Genomic DNA, 19,363 nt, shown 5'->3' on the forward strand with positions numbered 1-19,363 from the left:
GTGCCGGGGCCGGGGTGGGGTGTCGTCCGGGACTGCATGATTTATGGCGCCTCGGGCGGGCCTGCCCGTACGGGCTCTCACCGCGCCAACACATCACGTTTTACGTCCCGGCCAACACCCCACCCCGTCCCCAACCCGCCCCTGCGAAGCCTGTCCCCGACGGCTCCTTTTCCGCCGGGCATCGTTTCAGCCCCCCGGGTCCGTTTCGGCCTCGCCGGCGATTGAGGTGCGGGGTCCAGGGCGGAGCCCCAGGTGCTGAGTCGCACCCGACTCCCCCGGCCCGCCGGGCCCGAGTCCGGGTCGCCGGCGATTGAGGAGCGGGGTCCGGGGGCGGAGCCTGGGGGCTGGGCCGTGCCCGGGCCCGCCGGCGTTCGGGGCTCGGGCGGAGCCCCGGGGGTGACAGCCCGTCGGCGCCTGAGGCTCGGCGTCCGCCCCCTACCCACCGGTACAGACCTCTGGCAAGCTGCCGCCCATGAACTCCCCCGCCGCCGACCGCGCCCGGTACGACCGGGCGACCGCGCACCTGGACGCGCCGCTGGCCATCGTGGATCTCGAGGCCTTCGACGCCAACGCCGACGATCTCGTGCGGCGGGCCGGCGGCAAGCCGGTCAGGGTCGCCAGCAAGTCGGTCCGGTGCCGCGCCCTGCTGGAACGGGTGCTGGCCCGGCCCGGGTTCGCCGGGATCATGTCGTACACGCTCGCCGAGTCGCTGTGGCTGGCCCGGTCCGGGTTCGAGGACGTGCTCCTCGCGTACCCCTCGGCCGACCGGGCCGGCTTCGCGGAGCTGGCCGGCGACGCCAAGCTGGCCGGCGCCGTCACCGTGCTGGTGGACGACCCCGCGCAGCTGGAGCTGATCGACGCGGCCCGTGACGGCGGCGCCGAGGAGATCCGGGTCTGCCTGGAGCTGGACACCGCCCTGCACCTGATGGGCGGCCGGATCCGGGTGGGGGCGCGCCGCTCTCCGTTGCGAGAGCCCGCGCAACTGGCCGCGCTGGCCCGTACGGTCGCCGCACGGCCCGGGTTCCGGGTCGTGGGGCTGATGGCGTACGAGGGCCACGTCGCCGGGGTCGGGGACGCGCTGGCGGGGCGCCCGCTGCGGTCCCGGGCCATCCGGCTGATGCAGGGCGCGGCCCGCAGGGAGCTGGCGGCGCGGCGGGCCGAGGTGGTGGCGGCCGTGCGGGCCGTCGTACCGGACCTGGAGTTCGTCAACGGCGGCGGTACGGGCAGCGTGCAGCAGACCGCGGCCGAGGACGCGGTGACGGAGATCGCCGCCGGGTCGGGGCTGTACGTGCCGCGGCTCTTCGACAACTACACCTCCTTCCGCGGGCGTCCGGCGGCGCTGTTCGCCCAGCCGGTGGTGCGCCGGCCCGGTGTCGGGGTGGTGACGGTGCTCGGCGGGGGCTATCCGGCTTCCGGTGCGCCCGGCCCGGACCGGCTGCCGGTGCCGTACCTGCCGCAGGGGCTGCGCTACGACCCGCAGGAGGGTGCCGGCGAGGTGCAGACCCCGCTGCTGGGGAGCCCGGCCGACGACCTGCTGATCGGCGACCGGGTCTGGTTCCGCCATGCCAAGGCGGGGGAACTGTGCGAACGGTTCGACACCCTGCACCTCGTCGACGGCGACCGGGTCACGGCCGGCGTGCCGACGTACCGGGGTGAGGGCCGCACCTTCCTCTAGTGCACGGTGTCCGTCTGGTCCGGGATGACGGTGCCGTCGCCGCGGCGGACCGGGCCGGCCGTGCCGTCGTGGTCGACGTAGCCGGTGGTGGAGCAGGGGTAGGGACTGGTCCGCTGTGTCTTCGGCTCGATGAACATCGGGTTCACGATCCACTTGCCGTCGCTGTCGTCATAGGCCCGGCACATCAGTTCGTTCTTGTTCCGGTTCACGACGAGCCGCAGGGCGGTGGCGTCCCGCAGGAACGAGATGTCGGTGTCGGAGTCGCCCGCCGCGAACACCTGGCGGCGGGCGGCCGGCTGGATCCTCTCGGCGGCGGGCCCGCGCACCCCGAAGACCTCCTCGTTGATCCAGCAGCGCTTGCCGTCGATGTAGGTGATCATCGTGTCGGCGCCATCCTCGACGGATCCGCAGCCCTGGAGGTGGGTGGTGTACGCCCCGCCGCGGGTCGTGGTGTTGCGGATGCCGATGACGCGGCCCGGATCGATACCGACGCCCTCGGCCCAGACCTCGACGACCGGCTGCGGGGAGGCGGAGCTGATCCAGACGTCGAAGCCGGCCTTGCGGAGGCTGTTGATCAAGTCCCGCTGCTGGTCGTAGTAGCGGACCCAGCCGGTGGCCCGGCCGGTGCCGACCTGCTGGGTGGCGCCGATGGGCGCGGCGAGGTTCTCGGTGCGGGCGGCGGCGGCGAAGCCGCGGATCTCGCGGGCGGTCCAGCCCTGCATGAGCTGGGCCAGCCAGGCGTATCCGGGTTCCATGGTGCGGCGGTCCCAGCCGGTGAAGGCGGCGGCGCCGGTGCGGGTCGCGGCGGTGCCGTAGACCGCGTTGATCTCGTCCGCGCAGCCGGCTCCGGCCGGGGTTCCGGTGGGCAGCGGGGTGCCGGGGCGGGTGAGGGCTCCGCACGCGGCGGCGAGGGCGTCGGCCGCGGCGGGGGTGAGGAAGCGGCTGGTGGTGCTCCAGTCGCCGTGGGCGGGCAGGCGGATCCTGGAGTTGCGGAGCAGCCAGAACACGGTGGCGTCGCCGACGTCGTTCTTGACGACGGTGTTGTCCCAGTCGAAGACGGCGACGGGTCGGGTGCGGGTGGGCCGGTACGGGTTGCAGCGGCCGTACCGCTCGATGAGCTGCTGGAGGCGCGCCCGGTTGTCGCCGTACCAGCCGGTCTTCAGCTGCGGGGTGGTACAGGGTGCTCCGGGGTGTGCGGCCTCCGCGGTGGGTGCGACGGCGACGAGGGCGGCGACGGTGATCGCGGCGGCGGCGAGCGCCTGGAGGCGGCGGGTGGTGGCGCGTGGGGACATGGGTGAACGCTCCTTGGCGGTGAAGGCGTCACGGGCGGTGGAGCACGACAGCCGGGCGTCGTGCTGACGCCCGGCTGTCGGGTGGGGGGTGCTGGGGTGCGTGCCTAGAGGGGCGTGACGTACGCGCCGGAGATGCCGCCGTCGACGAGGAAGTCGGTGGCGTTGATGAAGGAGGAGTCGTCGCTGGCGAGGAAGGCGACCGCGGCGGCGATCTCGGTGGGCTCTGCGAACCGGCCCAGCGGGATGTGCACGAGCCGGCGGGCGGCGCGCTCGGGGTCCTTCGCGAACAGTTCCTGGAGGAGCGGGGTGTTGACGGGCCCGGGGCACAGGGCGTTGACGCGGATGCCCTCGCGGGCGAACTGCACGCCGAGCTCGCGGGACATGGCGAGGACGCCGCCCTTGGAGGCGGTGTAGGAGATCTGGGAGGTGGCGGCGCCCATGATGGCGACGAAGGAGGCGGTGTTGATGATGGAGCCGCGGCCCTGGCGCTGCATGTAGGGCAGGGCCGCCTTGCAGCAGAGGTAGACGGAGGTGAGGTTGACGTCCTGGACGCGGCGCCAGGCGTCGAGTTCGGTGGTGAGGATGGAGTCGTCGTCCGGGGGCGAGATGCCCGCGTTGTTGAAGGCGATGTCGACGGAGCCGTAGGTGTCGAAGGCAGTCTTGAAGAGGGCGTCGACGTCCTCCTTGTCGGTGACGTCGACCTTGACGAAGAGGCCCCCGACCTCCTCGGCGGCGGCCTTGCCGGCCGTCTCGTCGATGTCCGCGCAGACGACGTTGGCGCCTTCGGAGGCGAGGCGGCGGGCGGTGGCGAGGCCGATGCCGCTGCCGGCTCCCGTGATGACGGCGGTGCGGCCGACGAGGCGGCGGCAGATGATCTCGGTGGGCTCTACGGACATGTGGTTCAGGCCTCCGTGCTGATGAAGACGTTCTTGGTCTCGGTGAAAGCGGTGAGGGCGTCGGGTCCGAGCTCGCGGCCGAGTCCGGACTGCTTGTAGCCGCCGAAGGGGGTCCAGTAGCGGACGCTGCTGTGGGAGTTGACGGACAGGTTGCCGGCGGCGACGGCGCGCGAGACGCGCAGGGCGCGGCCGATGTCGCGGGTCCACAGGGAGCCGGAGAGGCCGTATTCGGTGGCGTTGGCCAGGCGTACGGCGTCCTCCTCGTCGTCGAAGGGCAGGACGACGGCGACGGGGCCGAAGACCTCCTCGGCGGCGACGGGCGCGGTGGGGGCGACGTCCGTCACGAGGGTCGGCGGGTACCAGAAGCCGGGGCCTTCGGGGGCGGTACCGCGGATGGCGGTGAGGTCGTCGGTGACGAAGGACCGTACACGGTCCAGCTGGGTCCGGGAGATCAGCGGGCCTACTTGCGTCTTCTCGTCGAGCGGGTCGCCGACGGCGACGGCCGCGATGCCGGGGGCGACGAGGTCGAGGAAGCGGTCGTAGGCGGAGCGCTGGACGAGGATCCGGGTGCGGGCGCAGCAGTCCTGGCCGGTGTTGTCGAGGAAGGCCATGGGGGCGGCGGCCGCGGCGGCCTCCAGGTCGGCGTCGGCGAAGACGATGTTGGGGCTCTTGCCGCCGAGTTCGAGGGTGACGCGCTTCACCCGGTCGGCGCACTTGGCCATGATCTGCTTGCCGACGCGCGTGGAGCCGGTGAAGACGATCTTCGCCACGCCCGGGTGTTCGACGAGTGCGTCGCCGGCGGTGTCCCCGCGGCCGGGGAGCACCTGGAAGAGGTGTTCGGGGATCCCGGCTTCGAGGGCGAGTTCGGCGAGGCGCAGCGCGGTGAGCGGGGTGGTCTCGGCGGGCTTGAGGATGACGGCGTTGCCGGCGGCCAGTGCCGGGGCGAGGCCCCAGGCGGCGATCGGCATGGGGAAGTTCCACGGGGCGATCACGCCGATGACGCCGAGGGGTTCGAGGAAGGTGACGTCGATGCCGCCGGCGACGGGGATCTGGCGGCCGGAGAGCCGTTCCACTCCCCCGGCGGCGAAGTCGAGGAGGTCGCGTACGTTGCCGGCTTCCCAGCGGGCGTTGCCGATGGTGTGGCCGGCTTCGCGGACCTCCAGCAGGGCCAGTTCCTCGATGTGCCCGTCGACGACCGCGGCGAAGCGGCGCAGCAGGCGGGCCCGGTCGGCGGGGGCGGCCGCCGCCCAGGCCCGCTGGGCCGCGGCGGCCCGGGCGACGGCGGCGTCGACGTCGTCCCGTGTGGCGGCCGGGACGACGGCGACGAGTTCCTCGGTGGCCGGATTCAGCACACTCAGATGGGAAGGGGCCAGCGCATCGGACACGTGGTGCCTCACAGTTTCGGTTCGGTGGCGTGCGGGGCTACAGGCGTTCGAAGGAGCGGCGCAGCTCCCAGTCGGTCACCGCGGAGTCGTAGGCGTCGAGTTCCACGCGGGCCATGTTCCGGTAGTGGGCGACGACCTCGGGGCCGAAGGCGGCCTTGGCGATCTCGCTGTTCTCCCAGAGTTCGGCGGCCTCGCGCAGGGTGGCGGGGACGTGGGCGTAGTCGCCGGTGTAGGCGTTGCCGGTGCAGATCGGCGGCAGTTCCAGGCGGTTCTCGATGCCGTAGAGCCCGGCCGCGACCAGGCCGGCGACGGCGAGGTAGGGGTTGACGTCGCCGCCGGGGAGGCGGTTCTCGAAGCGCATGGACCGGCCGTGGCCGACGACGCGCAGGGCGCAGGTGCGGTTGTCGAGGCCCCACGCGACGGCGGTCGGTGCGAAGGATCCCGGCCGGAAACGCTTGTACGAGTTGACGTTCGGGGCGTAGAGAAGGGAGAAGTCGCGCAGCGCGGCGAGCTGGCCGGCGAGGAAGTGCCGCATCACGGGGGACATGCCGTGTTCCTCGTGGCCCTCCCGGGCCATCACGTTGCGTCCGTCGGTGTCGGTGAGCGAGAGGTGGATGTGACAGGAGTTGCCCTCGCGCTCGTCGTACTTGGCCATGAAGGTGAGCGAGACGCCTTCCTGGGCGGCGATCTCCTTGGCGCCGGTCTTGTAGACCGAGTGCTGGTCGCAGGTGGTGAGCGCCTCGTCGTAGCGGAAGGCGATCTCGTGCTGGCCGAGGTTGCACTCGCCCTTGGCCGACTCGACGGTCAGTCCGGCGGTCTGCATCTCGTTGCGGATCCGGCGCAGCAGGGGTTCGATGCGGCCGGTCCCCAGGACCGAGTAGTCGATGTTGTACTGGTTGGCGGGGGTCAGGCCGCGGTAGTTGGCGTTCCAGGCCTGTTCGTAGGTGTCCTGGAAGACCATGAACTCCAGCTCGGTGCCGACCATCGCGGTGTATCCGTGCCCGGCGAGGCGTTCCAGCTGGCGGCGCAGGATCTGCCGGGGGGCGGCCACGACGGGGGTGCCGTCGTTCCAGGCCAGGTCGGCCAGGATGAAGGCGCTGCCGGGGTTCCAGGGGATGCGGCGCAGGGTGGCGGTGTCGGGGTGCATGGCGAAGTCGCCGTAGCCCCGGTCCCAGGAGGACATCTCGTACCCGTCGACGGTGTTCATGTCGGTGTCGACGGCGAGGAGGTAGTTGCAGCCCTCGGTGCCGTGCGCGAGGACCTCGTCCAGGAAGAACTGTGCGGCGAACCGCTTGCCCTGGAGCCGCCCCTGCATGTCGGGGAAGGCCAGGACCACTGTGTCGATCTCACCGCTGGCGACGAGGACGCGGAGCTCCTCGGACGCGAGCGGCGGCTTGCGGTCTACCACGGGATTCTCTCCTTCGGTGAGCCGAGGAGGCCTAAGGTATTGAATAGAACCATTGCTTGGGAAGGGGAGGAGCCGAGATGACCGATACGGCGAGCGAAGGCGCCGCCGCCCGGCGCCTGAACCCGGTGCTGCGCCAGGTGCGGGCGGGCAACGGGTTCGAGGAGGCGCTGGAGCAGATCCTCCAGGTGGTCCGCCTGGGCCTGGTGCCCGGCGGCGAGCGGCTGCCGCCCGAGCGCGAGCTGGCGGAGCGGATGGGCATCAGCCGGGTCACCCTGCGCGAGGTCCTGAAGGTGCTGCAGGACCAGGGGCTGGTGGAGGCGCGGCGCGGGCGGTACGGCGGAACGTTCGTACTCCCCCGCCCCGACACCCCGGCCGGCGGCACCGAGGAGGAGCTGCGCAGGCGGGTGGCGGGCGTGGACATCGAGGACGTCCTGCGCTTCCGCGAGGTGCTGGAGGTGGGGGCGGCCGGGCTGTGCGCCTCACAGGGGCTGACCGAGGAGGGCACCGAACGGCTGCTGGCCGCGCTGGGGGCCACCCACGACGCCCCGCTCGCCGACTACCGCCGCCAGGACACGCTCTTCCACCTCACCCTGTGCGAGCTCGCCGGGTCCGCCACCCTGACCGCCCAGTACGCGGCCGTCCGGGCCACCGTCAACGACCTGCTCGACTGCATACCGCTGCTGGTCCGCAACCTGGAGCACTCGCAGCAACAGCACACCGCGCTGGTGGAGTCGGTGCTGGAACGGGACGCGGCCGGGGCGCGCGAGACCATGCGCGAGCACTGCTGCGGCACGGCGGCGCTGCTGCGCGGATTCCTCGCCTGAGGCGGACGGGGACGGAGGGACGGGGGGTGTCCGAGAGGTTTTCGTAACTTCTGTTTTACGCAGAGGTCTTGCGCGCTCCGCTCCACTGGGACAAAGGTACGCCCCACAACCATTGCCCCCAGGCAGGAGCGCACGATGGCCGACGACATCGAGGCACGGCTGACAGCCGCGCCCGCACCCACCACGACACCCGCCGGCGGCGACGGCCCGGACGACTACCTGGAGCGCCGCAGCCTGCGCCGCGGCAGCGCCGGCTGGCTGCTCCTGACCGGACTCGGGGTCGCCTACGTCGTCTCCGGGGACTTCTCCGGCTGGAACGTCGGTCTCGACAAGGGCGGCTTCGGTGGTCTCGCCATCGCCACCGTCCTCATGGGCGCCATGTACGCCTGCCTGGTCTTCTCCCTCGCCGAGCTGTCCACCATCCTGCCGACGGCGGGCGGCGGCTACGGCTTCGCCCGCCGCGCGCTGGGCCCCTGGGGCGGCTTCCTCACCGGCACCGCCATCCTCATCGAGTACATCCTGGCCCCGGCGGCGATCGTCATCTTCATCGGCGACTACGTGGAGTCCCTCGGCCTCTTCGGCCTGACCTCCAGCTGGCCCGTCTACCTCGGCTGCTTCGTGATCTTCATCGGTGTGCACCTGTGGGGCGTCGGCGAGGCCCTGCGCTTCAGCCTGGTCGTCACCGCGGTGGCCGTCGCCGCGCTGCTGATCTTCGCGGTGGGCGCCTTCACGGAATTCAGCGCCGACGGCCTGAACGACATCCCGGTCGACCCGAACGCCTTCGGCTCGAACTCCTGGCTGCCGCTGGGCGTGCTCGGCATCTGGGCCGCCTTCCCCTTCGGCATGTGGTTCTTCCTCGGTGTGGAAGGCGTACCGCTGGCCGCCGAGGAGGCCAAGGACCCGGTCCGCTCCATGCCGAAGGCGCTGGCCATCTCCATGGGCATCCTCGCCCTGCTGGCCCTGATCACCTTCTTCGCGGCGACCGGCGCGCAGGGCGCCGACGCCGTCAGGACGGCCGGCAATCCGCTGGTCGTCGCCCTGGAGGGGGACGGCGGCCCGACCGCGCTGAGCCGGTTCGTGAACTACGCGGGCCTGGCCGGCCTCGTCGCCTCCTTCTTCTCCCTCATCTACGCGGGCTCCCGCCAGCTCTTCGCCCTCTCGCGCGCCGGCTACCTGCCCCGCTTCCTCTCGCTCACCTCGAAGCGCAGGGCCCCGTACCTGGGCCTGATCATCCCCGGCGCGATCGGCTTCGCCCTGGCCGCGGCCACCGGCAACGGCGCCCGCATGCTCAACATCGCGGTCTTCGGCGCGACCATCTCCTACGCCCTGATGGCGCTCTCCCACATCGTGCTGCGCCGCCGGGAGCCGCAACTGGAGCGCCCGTACCGCACCCCGGGCGGCATCCTGACCTCCTCGGTGGCCTTCGTCCTCGCCCTCTCGGCCCTGGTCGCCACCTTCCTCGTGGACAAGGACGCGGCGTTCATCGCCCTGGCCGTGTACGCCGTCGCCCTGGCCTACTTCGCGATCTACAGTCGGCACCACCTCGTGGCCTCGGCCCCCGAGGAGGAGTTCGCGGCCCTCGCGAAAGCCGAGGCGGAACTGGCCCGCGACTGAAACCCTGTCACCGTCCGTCCCGCCCCTTCCGGAGGTATCGAACGTGCCCAGGCCGCTCATCGGCATCACCACCTACGTCGAGGAATCCACCCGCTACGGCGTGTGGGACCTCCCGGCGTCCCTCGTACCGACCGGGTACCACGAACTCGTCCAGGCGGCGGGCGGCGCGGCCGTGCTGCTCCCGCCGGACGAGCCCGGTGCGGCGGCGGAGGTGCTGAGCAGGGTGGACGGCCTGGTCGTCGCGGGCGGCCCGGACGTGGACCCGGTCCACTACGGCGCCGCGCGCGACCCCCGTACGGGTGCCCCCGCGACGGTCCGCGACCAGTGGGAGCTGGCCCTGATCGACGCCGCGCTGGAGGCGGACGTGCCCCTGCTCGGCATCTGCCGGGGCATGCAGGCGCTGAACGTGGCCCTGGGCGGCACGCTGATCCAGCACATCGACGGCCACGTCGACACCCCGGGCGTCATGTCCTGGCACCCGGTCCGCCCGGTCCCGGGCACCCGGTACGCGGACCTGGTCCCGGAGGAGGCGCAGGTCCCGACCTACCACCACCAGGCGGTCGAACGCCTGGGCCGCGGCCTGGTCGTCTCGGCGCACGCGCTCGACGGCACGGTGGAGGCGATCGAACTGCCCGACCCGGCGCGCTGGGTGCTGGGCGTCCAGTGGCACCCGGAGCGGGACGGGGACACCCGGGTGATGGCGTCCCTGATCGAGGCGGCCGCGGCACGCAGCGCGGTACCGGTGGCCTGACCGGCGAACGGCGGACCGCCGCCCCCGCCCCCGGCCCCGCCCCGCGGAAGGGTCCGGGGGCGGACCCGTCCGCCCGAATGGCCCCGGGCCCCGCACGCGCGCACGCTGGATGGGTGAGCACCGACGCACACCGCACGACGAGGGGGCCGGTGGCCGGGTTCCTGGACAACCCGGTCGTGGGCATGGCGCCGTGGATCATCTTCTCGCTGCTGGTCGGCCCCGGACGGTTCGAACTGGCCGTCGGGCTGGCCCTGGCCGCGGCGGTCGCCCTGATCGCACTGGGCCACCTGGTCAACCGCGGAAGCTCCTGGAAGCTGCTGGAACTGGCCGACGTGGTCTTCTTCGCGTCGATGGCCGTCATCGGGGCCCTCGTCGACGACGGGACGCTGAACTGGCTGGAGACCTACGCGGGTGAGGTGGCCAACATCGCGCTGGCGGTGATCGCCTTCGGCTCGATGGCCGTGCGGATGCCGTTCACCCTCCAGTACGCCCGCGAGCAGGTCGATCCGTCCCTCTGGCACACCCGCGGCTTCCTGCGCACCAACTACATGATCACGGGGGCGTGGGGCATCGCCTTCCTGATCGCGGCCGCCGCCGGAGCGTACGGGGACCTGGTCCTGCACAACCCGAGCAACGTCTGGACCGGCTGGATCATCCAGATCCTGGCGATCGTCGCCGCGGTGAAGTTCACCGTCTGGTACCCGGACGTCGCCCGCGCCCGGGCGGTCCGCGAAGCCGCCGGCCTGCCTCCCGAGCCCACCCGGTGGGCGGGCTTCCTGGTGCCGCTCGCGGGCCTGCTCGTACCGATCGGCATCGCCGTCCTGATCTTCGACAACATGTGGTGGCTGGGCGTGGCCCTGATCGTCGCGGGCTCCCTGCTGACGAAGGCCCTCCAGTCCCGGTCCCGGGCCCCGGGCTGACGTCCCGGAGCCCGGGCTGCTGTCCCGGGCCCCGGGCTGCTGTCCCGGGCCGGGCCCCGGGCTGACCTGCCGGGCCGGTTGCGGCGGCCCGGCGGGCGTCCCGTCGCGGCTCAGCTGAAGACGACCGACCGCAGCTGCAGGCGGGCCGAGCCGTGGCCGGTGAGCGGCCGCAGCGTGAACCAGTCACCGGAGCAGTCCGGTTCGGTGAACACCGTCGCCGTGGAGGTGGTCCTGTTGCGCGGCGAGTGCGCGGGGTAACTGGCCTCGGGGTCCGCGACCTCCGGCAGCGCGATGCACTCCCCGCTCTCCGGGTCGTCCAGGGCCACCCGCAGCGGACGGCCGTCGAGGCTGACGACCGTGTACTGGAACTCTCCCGTGGCGGCCGAAGCCGAGGCCGGGACGGTCAACAGGAGCGTGAAGGCGCCGAAAGCGGCGAGGGCGGCATGACGTAGACGCATCGGGGGGTTCTCCTCGTAGGGGGGTACGCGCGGGAGCCACCTGTCCCGCAGGTCCGCCCGAGGTCATCCTCCGTGCAGCGGCGAATCGTTCCCCCCTCGCCCGGACGGATGCACGCCCCCCGCCCTGCTGTCCTGCAGATCACAGTGACGCACCCGGCCCCGCCTCCTACGATGCGTGATCGATACACCCATGTCCGCCCGCGCATTCCAGCCCGTCCGAGGAGACCGTCCCGTGACCACCGGCGCCGTCGCACGCGAGAGCTACTACGAGCGGACGGGCGAGCACCGCTACAAGCCCACGGCCCACGCGGGCGGCGCGTGGAACACCGACGAGCAGCACTTCAGCCCACTCGCCGGCCTCGTGGTCCACGCCGTCGACGGCCACCTGGCGCAGCGGCCCGAGCCCCTGGCGCTCGCGCGGATCAGCTACGACATCCTCGGCCGCATCGCACTCGACGAGTGCGAGATCACCGTCGAGACCCTGCGCCCGGGCCGGACCATCGAACTCCTCGAAGCGACGGTGGTCATCGGCGGCCGGACGGTGGTCCGCGCCCGCGCCTGGCTGCTGGCCACCCTGGACACCTCCGGCGTCGCCGACAGCCCGCACGAGCCGATGCCCGCCCCCGGCGAACTCGCTCCCTGGGCGATGGACGACGAATGGGACGGCGGTTACGTCTCCTCCCTCGAGGTCCGCCGGACGCCGCTCTCCCGCCGCGGCCGCACGGCGGCCTGGGTGTCCTCGCCGCTCGCTCTGGTCGCCGGCGAGGAGAGCAGCGCCCTCGCCTCGTACGTCGCGCTCGTGGACACCGCGAACGGCGTCGCGGTCCAGCAGGACCCCACCGCGTGGATGTTCCCGAACCTCGACCTGACCATCCATCTGCACCGGCAGCCGCGCGGCCCCTGGACCGGCCTGGACACCACCGTCACCTTCGGCCCCTCGGGGCAGGGGCTCACCAGCAGCGTCCTGCACGACGTCGACGGCCCGGTCGGCCACGCCGAACAGATCCTCACGGTCCGGCCCCTCTCCTAAGGGGTGCCGCGGGTCAGGGACAGCAGGTCCCGGGCCGGGCCCGCCGGGCGGGCGCCCGCCGGCCAGACCGCCCGCAGGGCCCGGCCGAGCTCGGCGCCCGTCACCGGCACCTCCACCAGGCGGCGCGCCGCCAGCTCGTCCACCACCGCCAGCTCCGACAGCACGCACGGCCCCGCGCCGCCCAGCGCGGCCGCCTTCACCGCCGTCGTCGACGCCAGCTCCAGCAGCGGCGCGGCCAGCCCGCCGTGCCCGGCGAGCGCCGCGTCCAGCACCTGGCGCGTGCCCGATCCCCGCTCCCGCAGGATCAGCGGCGTCGCGGCCAGCTCCGCGGCCTCCACCCCCCGCGAACGCCGCGCCCACGGATGGACCGGCGCCACCGCCACGACCAGACGGTCCTGCGCGATCACCGCCGAGTCCAGCCCCTCGGGCACCGACAGCCCCTCCACGAAGCCCAGGTCGGCCTCGTGCGTGAGCACCCGCTGCACGACCACCGCCGAATTGCCCGCGTGCAGGGAGACCGCCGTGTCCGGCCGCTGCCCGCGCAGCGCGATGAGCCACCCCGGCAACAGGTACTCGGCGATGGTCATGCTGGCCGCCACCCGCAGCCGCGAGTCCCGCCGCCCCCGCAGCGCCTGCGCCCCCGCGTCGAAGGCCTCCGCCGCCTCCACCACCCGCCGGGCCCAGTCGGTGACCAGCGCACCCTCGGCCGTCAGCGTCGACCCCCGCGGGGACCGGTCCACCAGCGCCACACCGAGCCGGGTCTCCATCGCCCGGATCCGGCTGCTCGCCGCGGGCTGGGTGATGCCCAGCCGCCGGGCGGCACCGCTCAGGCTCCCGACACGGGCCACCGCCAGCAGCAGCTCCAGCGCGCCCAGGTCCGGTACGCGGTGCGCCAGCGGAACCACGTTCTCCTCACCCATAACATCAGTTTATGGCCTTATAGACAGATGATCCCTGCCGTTCGGCCCGCCCCGGCGTGACGCTGGACCCATGGCCACCACCCTCGTGCGACCCCGCACCCTCACCGAACCCGCGCCCACCGCCCACAAGGCACCGGCGCTGCGTCACCTCGGCCCCAACTGGTACGCCTCCGTCATGGGCACCGCGATCGTCGCCAACGCCGGCGCGACCCTCCCCTACCAGCTCCCCGGCCAGCGCGTGGCCTGCCAGCTCGTCTGGGCGCTGTCCGCCCTCGCCCTCGCCGTCCTGCTCGCCGCCCGCGCCGGGCACTGGCTCCACCACCGCGACCAGGCCCGCGCCCACCTGCTCGACCCCGCCGTCGCCCCCTTCTACGGCTGCCTCTCGATGGCGCTGCTGGCCGTCGGCGGCGGCACCCTCATCGTCGGCAAGGACCTCATCGGGACCGGCGCCGCCGTGGCCGTGGACGCCGTGCTCTTCACCGCGGGCACCGCGATCGGCCTGGTCGCGGCCGTGGCCGTGCCCTACCTGATGGTGGTGCGCCACAAGGTCGAGCCGAAGCAGGCCACCCCCGTGTGGCTGCTGCCCCTCGTCGCCCCCATGGTCTCCGCCGCCCTCGGCCCGCTGCTGATACCCCACCTGGCCCCCGGCCAGCCCCGCGAGGCCATGCTGCTCGCCTGCTACGCCATGTTCGGGATCAGCCTGCTCGCCACCCTGCTGATGCTCCCCCTGATCTTCGGCCGGCTGATCGTGGGCGGCCCGCTGCCCCTGGCCCTGACCCCGACCCTGTTCCTGGTCCTCGGTCCGCTCGGGCAGTCCACCACCGCCGTTAACCAGCTCGCCGACATGGCCCCCCAGTCGATCGGCGCCCCCTACGCCGGCGCGCTCGGCGCCTTCGCGGTCGTCTACGGGGTGCCCGTGATGGGGTTCGCCCTGCTGTGGCTGGCGCTCGCCGTGTGCCTGCTGGTGCGGGCGGCCCGGGAGGGCATGGGCTTCGCGATGACCTGGTGGGCGCTGACCTTCCCCGTCGGCACCTGCGTCACCGGCGCCGCCGGCCTGGCCCGCCACACCGGGCTCACCGCCCTCGGCTGGCTCGCCGCGGCCCTCTTCCTCGCCCTGCTGACCGCCTGGCTGCTGGTGGCCACCCACACCCTCCGCGGCCTCCTCACGGGCCGCCTCCTCTGACCCCTACCCCTGCCGCGGGTCCCCTGCGGGGCTGCTCGGCGGGCTTCGCGGGGTCCGGGATGTGCTGCGGGGCCGGGGTCCGGGCGCGGTGGAGCCGGGTCGGGTGCCGGGCCGCCTGCCGGGCGCTGCCCGGACCCGCGCCTCAATCGCCGGCGGGGCTTGAATGGTGCGGTGCCCCTGCGGGGTTGCTTTGCGGTGGTCCGGCCGGAGTGTGCGGCGGGGCCGGGGTACGGGCGCGGTGGAGCCGGGTCGGGGTGCCGGGCAGGGGTATCTCCTCGGCTCGGCGCGTGCTGCCCCGGCCCGGCCAGACGGCCCCGGTCGCGCCTCACGAGCGCGCAACCCAACCCGCCTGCCCACGACAAGGCCGCACGCGCCGAGCCGAGGAGACATTCCGCCGGGGCACCGCCCCACACCGCATCACCCCGCCCAGCCGCAACCATGGCCGCCCCCGGCGGGAGCCGCAGGGCACGCCCGCCCACTGGAACCATGGCCGCCCTCGGCGGGAGCCGCAGGGCACGCCCGCCCACTGGAACCATGGCCGCCCTCGGCGGGAGCCGCAGGACACCCCCGCCCCGCCGCAACCATGGCCACCCCCGGCGGGAGCCGCAGGACACCACTGCCCAGCCGCAACCATGGCCACCCCCGGCGGGAGCCGCAGGGCACCACCGCCCAGCTGGAACCGTGGCCACCCTCGGCGGGAGCCGCAGGGCACCCCCGCCCCGCCGCAACCATGGCCGCCCCCGGCGGGAGCCCAGGGGTACCACCGGTCCGCCGGAACAGTGGCTGCCCCGGCGGGAGCCGAGGGTCAGGCCGTGGCGTGGCGGGTCAGGAACGTGTTCACGCGGGGGGACCGCTGGTGGGGGACGAGGGTCGCGGCCGTTTCCGCGAGCATCGACCGGACCCGCGTCGACTGGACCTCGGCCAGCAGGTCCAGCACCCGCCCGCCCGCCCACGCCGCCTCGTCGGGGGCGTCGGCCCGGGCCAGGTCACCGGCCAGCTCGGCGGTGTAGAGGGCCACGTTCCGGGCGAAGTGCGGATCCTGGAGGTCGGCGGCCCGCCGCGCGTGCCGCGCGGCGCGGGCGTGCTCGCCGAGCGCCGACCAGCACCGCGCCTCCAGCGACTCCAGCTCGGCCTCGCCGAAGAAGGACATCCACTCGGGGTCGGCCTCCGCGGGCCCCCGCGAGAACTCCCGGTGGGCCCGCGCCAGCGACTCCTCGCAGGCCTTGCGGTCGTCGAGCCCCGCCCACCCGCCGGCCTCCCGCAGCGCGAGCAGTGACAGCAGCCGGGGTGAGCCGAGGGAGGAGGCGGCGCGCCGGCCCGCCTGGGCCGCCCGTACGGCCTCGCGCGCGCGACCGGTGTCCCGGGCCAGGAAGGACATGTTGCTGAAGGCGTGGGCCTCCAGGCCCGCGTCCCGTGCCACCCGGGCCGTGGCCAACGCCTCCGCGTAGTGCGAGCGGGCGTCGTCGAAACGGCCGGAGTCGTGGGCCAGCCAGCCGACGGAGACGGCCAGTTCGCCGGCGCCCGAGTGCAGCCTGTCCTCCGTGGACTGGCGCGTCGCCCCGGCGTCGAGCAGGGCGTAGGCGGTGCGCAGGGGTTCGGAGGCCCTGCGGTAGAGGGCGTCCGCCCCGTGCCGGTCGTCGAGCAGCCGGATCCGGCGTACGGCGTCCTCGACGGCGGCGGCCTCGGACTCGCCGGCGCGCGTGGGCAGTCGGCGGGTGTCGCCGAGCAGGGTGAGGCTGAGCGTCGCGGCCGCCACGGTCGCGGAGCCGCCCGCCATGAACGCGCGACGCAGCACGTCGCTCTCCTTGGCACTGGAAGGGGAACGGGGGACCGGGTGCGGGCCGCGCTGCGCCGAGCGGCCGCGGACGGCCTCGCGGGGGGAGAAGCCCAGGTCGGCCAGGGTGCGGCCGGGGAACATGTGGAGGAAGACCCGCTCGTAGGCGTAGTTGGGGCAGCGGATCTCGCCGGACTCGACCCGGCCGATGTAGCGCGCGTCGCAGGAAACCGTTTCTCCGATCTCCTTCGCCGCCCTGCGTACCAGGGCCGCGAATTCGGCGGGGGAGAGCTGCCCGCGCAGCCGCCTGAACGTGGAGTTGGGTGAGTGGGGGAACGCCGCCATGGACGTGACCTCTCTGGCGAGGAGCGCAGCGCCGGCTGGTGCAGTGGGGTCCGGCGCGCATGAACGTACCCCCAGCGACGGGGTGTTCACGCGATGTTTAGCTACAAAACGGATATCTCACCCGTGATCCGCCATGAACTGCCATCCTTTGCGGCGTCTTGGTGCCGCACCCGTTGACGTTCCCGTGCGTTGAACCCATGCGGATACGGATCGAGGAGGGGTTCCCCTTGGTGGAGGCCGGCATGGAGAGCACTGGAACGAACACCGCGCCCGAGCCCGGTGTCGCGGCCCCGGACCTGGTGACCGTGCCCGCGCGGCAGGGCCTGGAGGCGGTGGACATCATCCGCAGGGCGGCCGGCCGGTCCGGCCCGGTGGGGCCCGTCCTGCACGACGGGTCCGGTGACACCCTCGGCTTCCTCGTACCGCCCGGCACCGCCGACGCCTGGGACCTCCCGGGCAGCGCGTGTACGCAGACCAACGGGCGGGGGATGCGCTTCGGCGACGCCGTCTCGCCCACCGCGGGCGCCACGGGCTGGCTGCTCCCGCCGGAGGCCGTCGGGCCGGTCACCGACCCCGAGGTGCTGCGTGCGGCGCTCGGTGAGGCGGCCCGGCTGATCGAGGCCGCGGACAACTGCCGCTGACCGCTCCCGGGCCGGCCGCCCGCACAATGGGGTGGTGGCAGGCAAGGACAGGAACAAGAGCAAGCGCGGGCGCGGCGGCGCGGAGGCGGTCGTCGGGCAGGTGGACGGCGGCCTGGCGGAGCTGGAGCCGGACCGGGAGCGGCCGGGCGCCTGGACCCTGCTGATCGACGGTGCCCCGCAGTCGCATGTGGACCTGGCCGATCCCGCGTACCTGGACTTCTCCTACCAGCGGCGGATCGGTCACCTCATCGATCTCGCCGCGCCGGCCCGGCGGCCCCTGAACGTGGTGCACCTGGGCGGCGGCGCCTTCACCCTCGCCCGGTACACCGCGGCGTCCCGCCCCCGTTCCTCCCAGCAGGTCGTGGAGATCGACGCCGCCCTGGTCGCCTTCGTACGGGAGCACCTGCCGCTGGACCCCCAGGCACGGGTCCGGGTGCGGGCGGTCGACGCGCGGGCCGGTCTGGCGAAGGTGCCGGACGGCTGGGCGGACCTGGTGATCGCTGACGTGTTCAGCGGGGCGCGCACTCCGGCGCACCTGACCAGCACGGAGTTCCTGGACGACGTACGCCGGGCCCTGGCACCCACCGGGTGGTACGTGGCGAACCTCGCGGACGGGCCGCCGCTGACCCATCTGCGCGGCCAGATCGCGACGGCGGCGTCCCGGTTCACGGAGCTGGCGCTGGCCGCTGACCCGGTGGTGTGGCGAGGGAAACGTTTCGGCAATGCGGTACTGGTGGCCGCCGACCGGGAACTGCCCGTCGCGGAGTTCACCCGCCGGGTCGCGAGCGACCCGCATCCGGGCCGCGTCGAGCACGGCCGGGCGCTGGCCGACTTCGCGGGCGGCGCGGCCCCGGTCGCCGATGCCTCCGCGGTGGCCTCGCCCCAGCCGCCGCCCGCCGTGTTCCGGTAACCGGCGGGTCGCCTCAGGGGTCGACGATCTCCACCATCGGCGGGTGGTCGTGCCAGGTGCAGAACACCGACACCTCGCGGCCGTCCCGGGTGAAGGTGACCCGGATCCAGAAGTCCTGCTTCCACACCTGCATCCGCCAGCCCGCCGCCGGTGTCGCCGTGACCAGTTCGGCCGAGGAGGCGCCGAGGGAGAAGACGACCCGGCCGCCGGAGACCGGATAGGCCTGCACCTTCCCCGAGTCCTGGCCGTCCGACTGCTGCGGCCCGCGCGAGGAGGACGCAGTAGTCTGCGACGGCTTGCCGGGCGAGGCGTCCGGGGTCGGCGACGTGGTCGGGCCGGGCGACTGCGAGGCCGAGGCCGAGGCGGACGGGGACTGCGACGGCGAGCCCGAGGGCTGCGCGCTCCCGGTCGAGGAGGACAGCGGCTGGCCGGCCAGGGGCACCGCGAGCGGCCGGTCGTAGGCCGTGCCCGACATGACGGTGTGGACGCCCCACCAGCACAGCGTCACCGCCGCCCCGGTCGCGAGCATCCACGCCATGGCATGCACAAGTCCTCTTCGCATCAAGGCACATACTGCACCACGCGTCACAAGAGTGGCCCGACACCCCGTGCAGTCGCCCGGATGGACTACGGTGCCGCCCATGGCAAGTGTGCTCGTGGTCGAGGACGACCAGTTCGTACGTTCCGCCCTCATCCGGCACCTGACGGAGGCCTCGCACACCGTGCGGAGCGTCGGCACGGCCCTGGAGGCACTGCGCGAGGTCGCGCACCACCGCTTCGACGTGGTCATCCTCGACCTCGGCCTGCCCGACCTGGACGGGTCGGAGGCGCTCAAGATGCTGCGCGGCATCACCGACGTGCCCGTGATCATCGCCACCGCGCGCGACGACGAGGCCGAGATCGTCCGGCTGCTCAACGACGGCGCCGACGACTACCTGACCAAACCTTTCTCCGTCGAACACCTCTCCGCCCGGATGGCCGCCGTCCTGCGCCGCGCCCGGGCCGCCGCCGGAGCCGAACCGCCCTCGCGCGTCCTGCGCGTCGGCGGCCTCGCCATCGACCCGCTGCGCCGCCAGGCCGAACTCGACGGGGCGGTACTGGACCTCACCCGCCGGGAGTTCGACCTGCTGGCCTTCCTCGCCGGGCGCCCCGGAGTCGTCGTGGCCCGGCGTGAACTGCTCGCCGAGGTCTGGCAGCAGTCGTACGGCGACGACCAGACCATCGACGTCCACCTGTCCTGGCTGCGCCGCAAACTCGGCGAGACCGCCGCCCGGCCCCGGTACCTGCACACGCTGCGCGGGGTCGGCGTGAAGCTGGAGCCGCCGCAGTGATGCAGC

18 protein-coding genes are annotated in these 19,363 nt (G+C 73.5%); 10 read left to right on the forward strand and 8 right to left on the reverse strand.

Going from position 1 to position 19,363, the window contains the following annotated elements:
* The first annotated feature begins 472 nt into the window (after nt 1-472).
* Nucleotides 473-1,675, forward strand: a complete 1,203-nt coding sequence (locus tag IH80_RS0105735) for an amino acid deaminase/aldolase (protein WP_030958223.1) — start codon at nt 473-475, stop codon at nt 1,673-1,675.
* On the opposite strand, the gene IH80_RS0105740 is transcribed toward IH80_RS0105735, so the two are convergent.
* The 4 genes from IH80_RS0105740 to IH80_RS0105755 form a co-directional block, all read right to left on the reverse strand.
* Nucleotides 1,672-2,967, reverse strand: a complete 1,296-nt coding sequence (locus IH80_RS0105740; protein ID WP_030958224.1) for a haloacid dehalogenase-like hydrolase — start codon at nt 2,965-2,967, stop codon at nt 1,672-1,674. The two genes, IH80_RS0105735 and IH80_RS0105740, sit on opposite strands and share 4 nt — an antisense overlap.
* A 104-nt stretch (nt 2,968-3,071) precedes the next feature.
* Nucleotides 3,072-3,863 carry a 3-oxoacyl-ACP reductase gene (locus tag IH80_RS0105745; protein WP_030958225.1) on the reverse strand — a complete coding sequence of 264 codons (792 nt, stop codon included), beginning with the start codon at nt 3,861-3,863 and terminating at the stop codon, nt 3,072-3,074.
* Between the two features lie 5 nt (nt 3,864-3,868).
* Nucleotides 3,869-5,221 (reverse strand): aldehyde dehydrogenase family protein, encoded by a 1,353-nt coding sequence (locus IH80_RS0105750; protein WP_234432142.1) that lies wholly within the window; start codon nt 5,219-5,221, stop codon nt 3,869-3,871.
* A gap of 64 nt (nt 5,222-5,285) precedes the next feature.
* On the reverse strand, nt 5,286-6,656 hold the full coding sequence (locus IH80_RS0105755; protein WP_030958229.1) for a glutamine synthetase family protein: 1,371 nt from the start codon (nt 6,654-6,656) through the stop codon (nt 5,286-5,288).
* Nucleotides 6,657-6,733: 77 nt separating this feature from the next.
* On the opposite strand from IH80_RS0105755, the gene IH80_RS0105760 reads away from it, so the two are divergent.
* From IH80_RS0105760 to IH80_RS0105775, 4 genes are all read left to right on the forward strand, one after another.
* On the forward strand, nt 6,734-7,480 hold the full coding sequence (locus IH80_RS0105760) for a FadR/GntR family transcriptional regulator (RefSeq protein WP_030958230.1): 747 nt from the start codon (nt 6,734-6,736) through the stop codon (nt 7,478-7,480).
* Nucleotides 7,481-7,615: 135 nt separating this feature from the next.
* Nucleotides 7,616-9,094: an ethanolamine permease gene (eat, locus tag IH80_RS0105765; protein WP_030958231.1), complete on the forward strand. Its 1,479-nt coding sequence runs from the start codon at nt 7,616-7,618 to the stop codon at nt 9,092-9,094.
* Between the two features lie 43 nt (nt 9,095-9,137).
* The gene (locus tag IH80_RS0105770; RefSeq protein ID WP_030958232.1) at nt 9,138-9,845 is read left to right on the forward strand and encodes a gamma-glutamyl-gamma-aminobutyrate hydrolase family protein; all 708 of its coding nucleotides are present in this window, start codon (nt 9,138-9,140) and stop codon (nt 9,843-9,845) included.
* 113 nt (nt 9,846-9,958) lie between these two features.
* Entirely contained in the window at nt 9,959-10,765 is an 807-nt protein-coding gene (locus tag IH80_RS0105775; protein ID WP_199819218.1) for a hypothetical protein, read from the forward strand.
* Nucleotides 10,766-10,875: 110 nt separating this feature from the next.
* Here the strand turns inward: IH80_RS0105775 and IH80_RS0105780 are convergent, their stop codons facing one another.
* Complete coding sequence (locus IH80_RS0105780) at nt 10,876-11,223, reverse strand: hypothetical protein (protein ID WP_030958236.1); 348 nt, start codon at nt 11,221-11,223, stop codon at nt 10,876-10,878.
* Between the two features lie 232 nt (nt 11,224-11,455).
* Here IH80_RS0105780 and IH80_RS0105785 point away from each other — a divergent pair, with 232 nt between their 5' ends.
* Nucleotides 11,456-12,253, forward strand: a complete 798-nt coding sequence (locus tag IH80_RS0105785) for a thioesterase family protein (protein WP_030958238.1) — start codon at nt 11,456-11,458, stop codon at nt 12,251-12,253.
* Here the strand turns inward: IH80_RS0105785 and IH80_RS0105790 are convergent.
* Nucleotides 12,250-13,173, reverse strand: coding sequence for a LysR family transcriptional regulator (locus tag IH80_RS0105790; protein WP_030958239.1), 924 nt, complete (start codon nt 13,171-13,173; stop codon nt 12,250-12,252). The genes IH80_RS0105785 and IH80_RS0105790 overlap by 4 nt on opposite strands.
* Before the next feature lie 70 nt (nt 13,174-13,243).
* On the opposite strand from IH80_RS0105790, the gene IH80_RS0105795 reads away from it, so the two are divergent.
* Complete coding sequence (locus tag IH80_RS0105795) at nt 13,244-14,356, forward strand: TDT family transporter (RefSeq protein WP_051808845.1); 1,113 nt, start codon at nt 13,244-13,246, stop codon at nt 14,354-14,356.
* A gap of 805 nt (nt 14,357-15,161) precedes the next feature.
* On the opposite strand, the gene IH80_RS0105800 is transcribed toward IH80_RS0105795, so the two are convergent.
* The gene (locus IH80_RS0105800) at nt 15,162-16,475 is read right to left on the reverse strand and encodes a hypothetical protein (protein WP_030958241.1); all 1,314 of its coding nucleotides are present in this window, start codon (nt 16,473-16,475) and stop codon (nt 15,162-15,164) included.
* Between the two features lie 242 nt (nt 16,476-16,717).
* On the opposite strand from IH80_RS0105800, the gene IH80_RS0105805 reads away from it, so the two are divergent.
* Nucleotides 16,718-17,116, forward strand: a complete 399-nt coding sequence (locus IH80_RS0105805; protein WP_030958244.1) for a hypothetical protein — start codon at nt 16,718-16,720, stop codon at nt 17,114-17,116.
* 34 nt (nt 17,117-17,150) lie between these two features.
* On the forward strand, nt 17,151-18,026 hold the full coding sequence (locus tag IH80_RS0105810; protein ID WP_030958246.1) for a spermidine synthase: 876 nt from the start codon (nt 17,151-17,153) through the stop codon (nt 18,024-18,026).
* A gap of 13 nt (nt 18,027-18,039) precedes the next feature.
* Here IH80_RS0105810 and IH80_RS0105815 read toward each other — a convergent pair whose 3' ends face one another.
* The gene (locus IH80_RS0105815) at nt 18,040-18,564 is read right to left on the reverse strand and encodes a hypothetical protein (RefSeq protein ID WP_234432139.1); all 525 of its coding nucleotides are present in this window, start codon (nt 18,562-18,564) and stop codon (nt 18,040-18,042) included.
* 103 nt (nt 18,565-18,667) lie between these two features.
* On the opposite strand from IH80_RS0105815, the gene IH80_RS0105820 reads away from it, so the two are divergent.
* A complete protein-coding gene (locus IH80_RS0105820; protein ID WP_030655573.1) occupies nt 18,668-19,357 on the forward strand; it encodes a response regulator transcription factor in 690 nt (229 codons plus the stop codon).
* Nucleotides 19,358-19,363: the final 6 nt, after the last annotated feature.

This window comes from Streptomyces sp. NRRL S-378 (assembly GCF_000720645.1).
Lineage (GTDB): Bacteria > Actinomycetota > Actinomycetes > Streptomycetales > Streptomycetaceae > Streptomyces.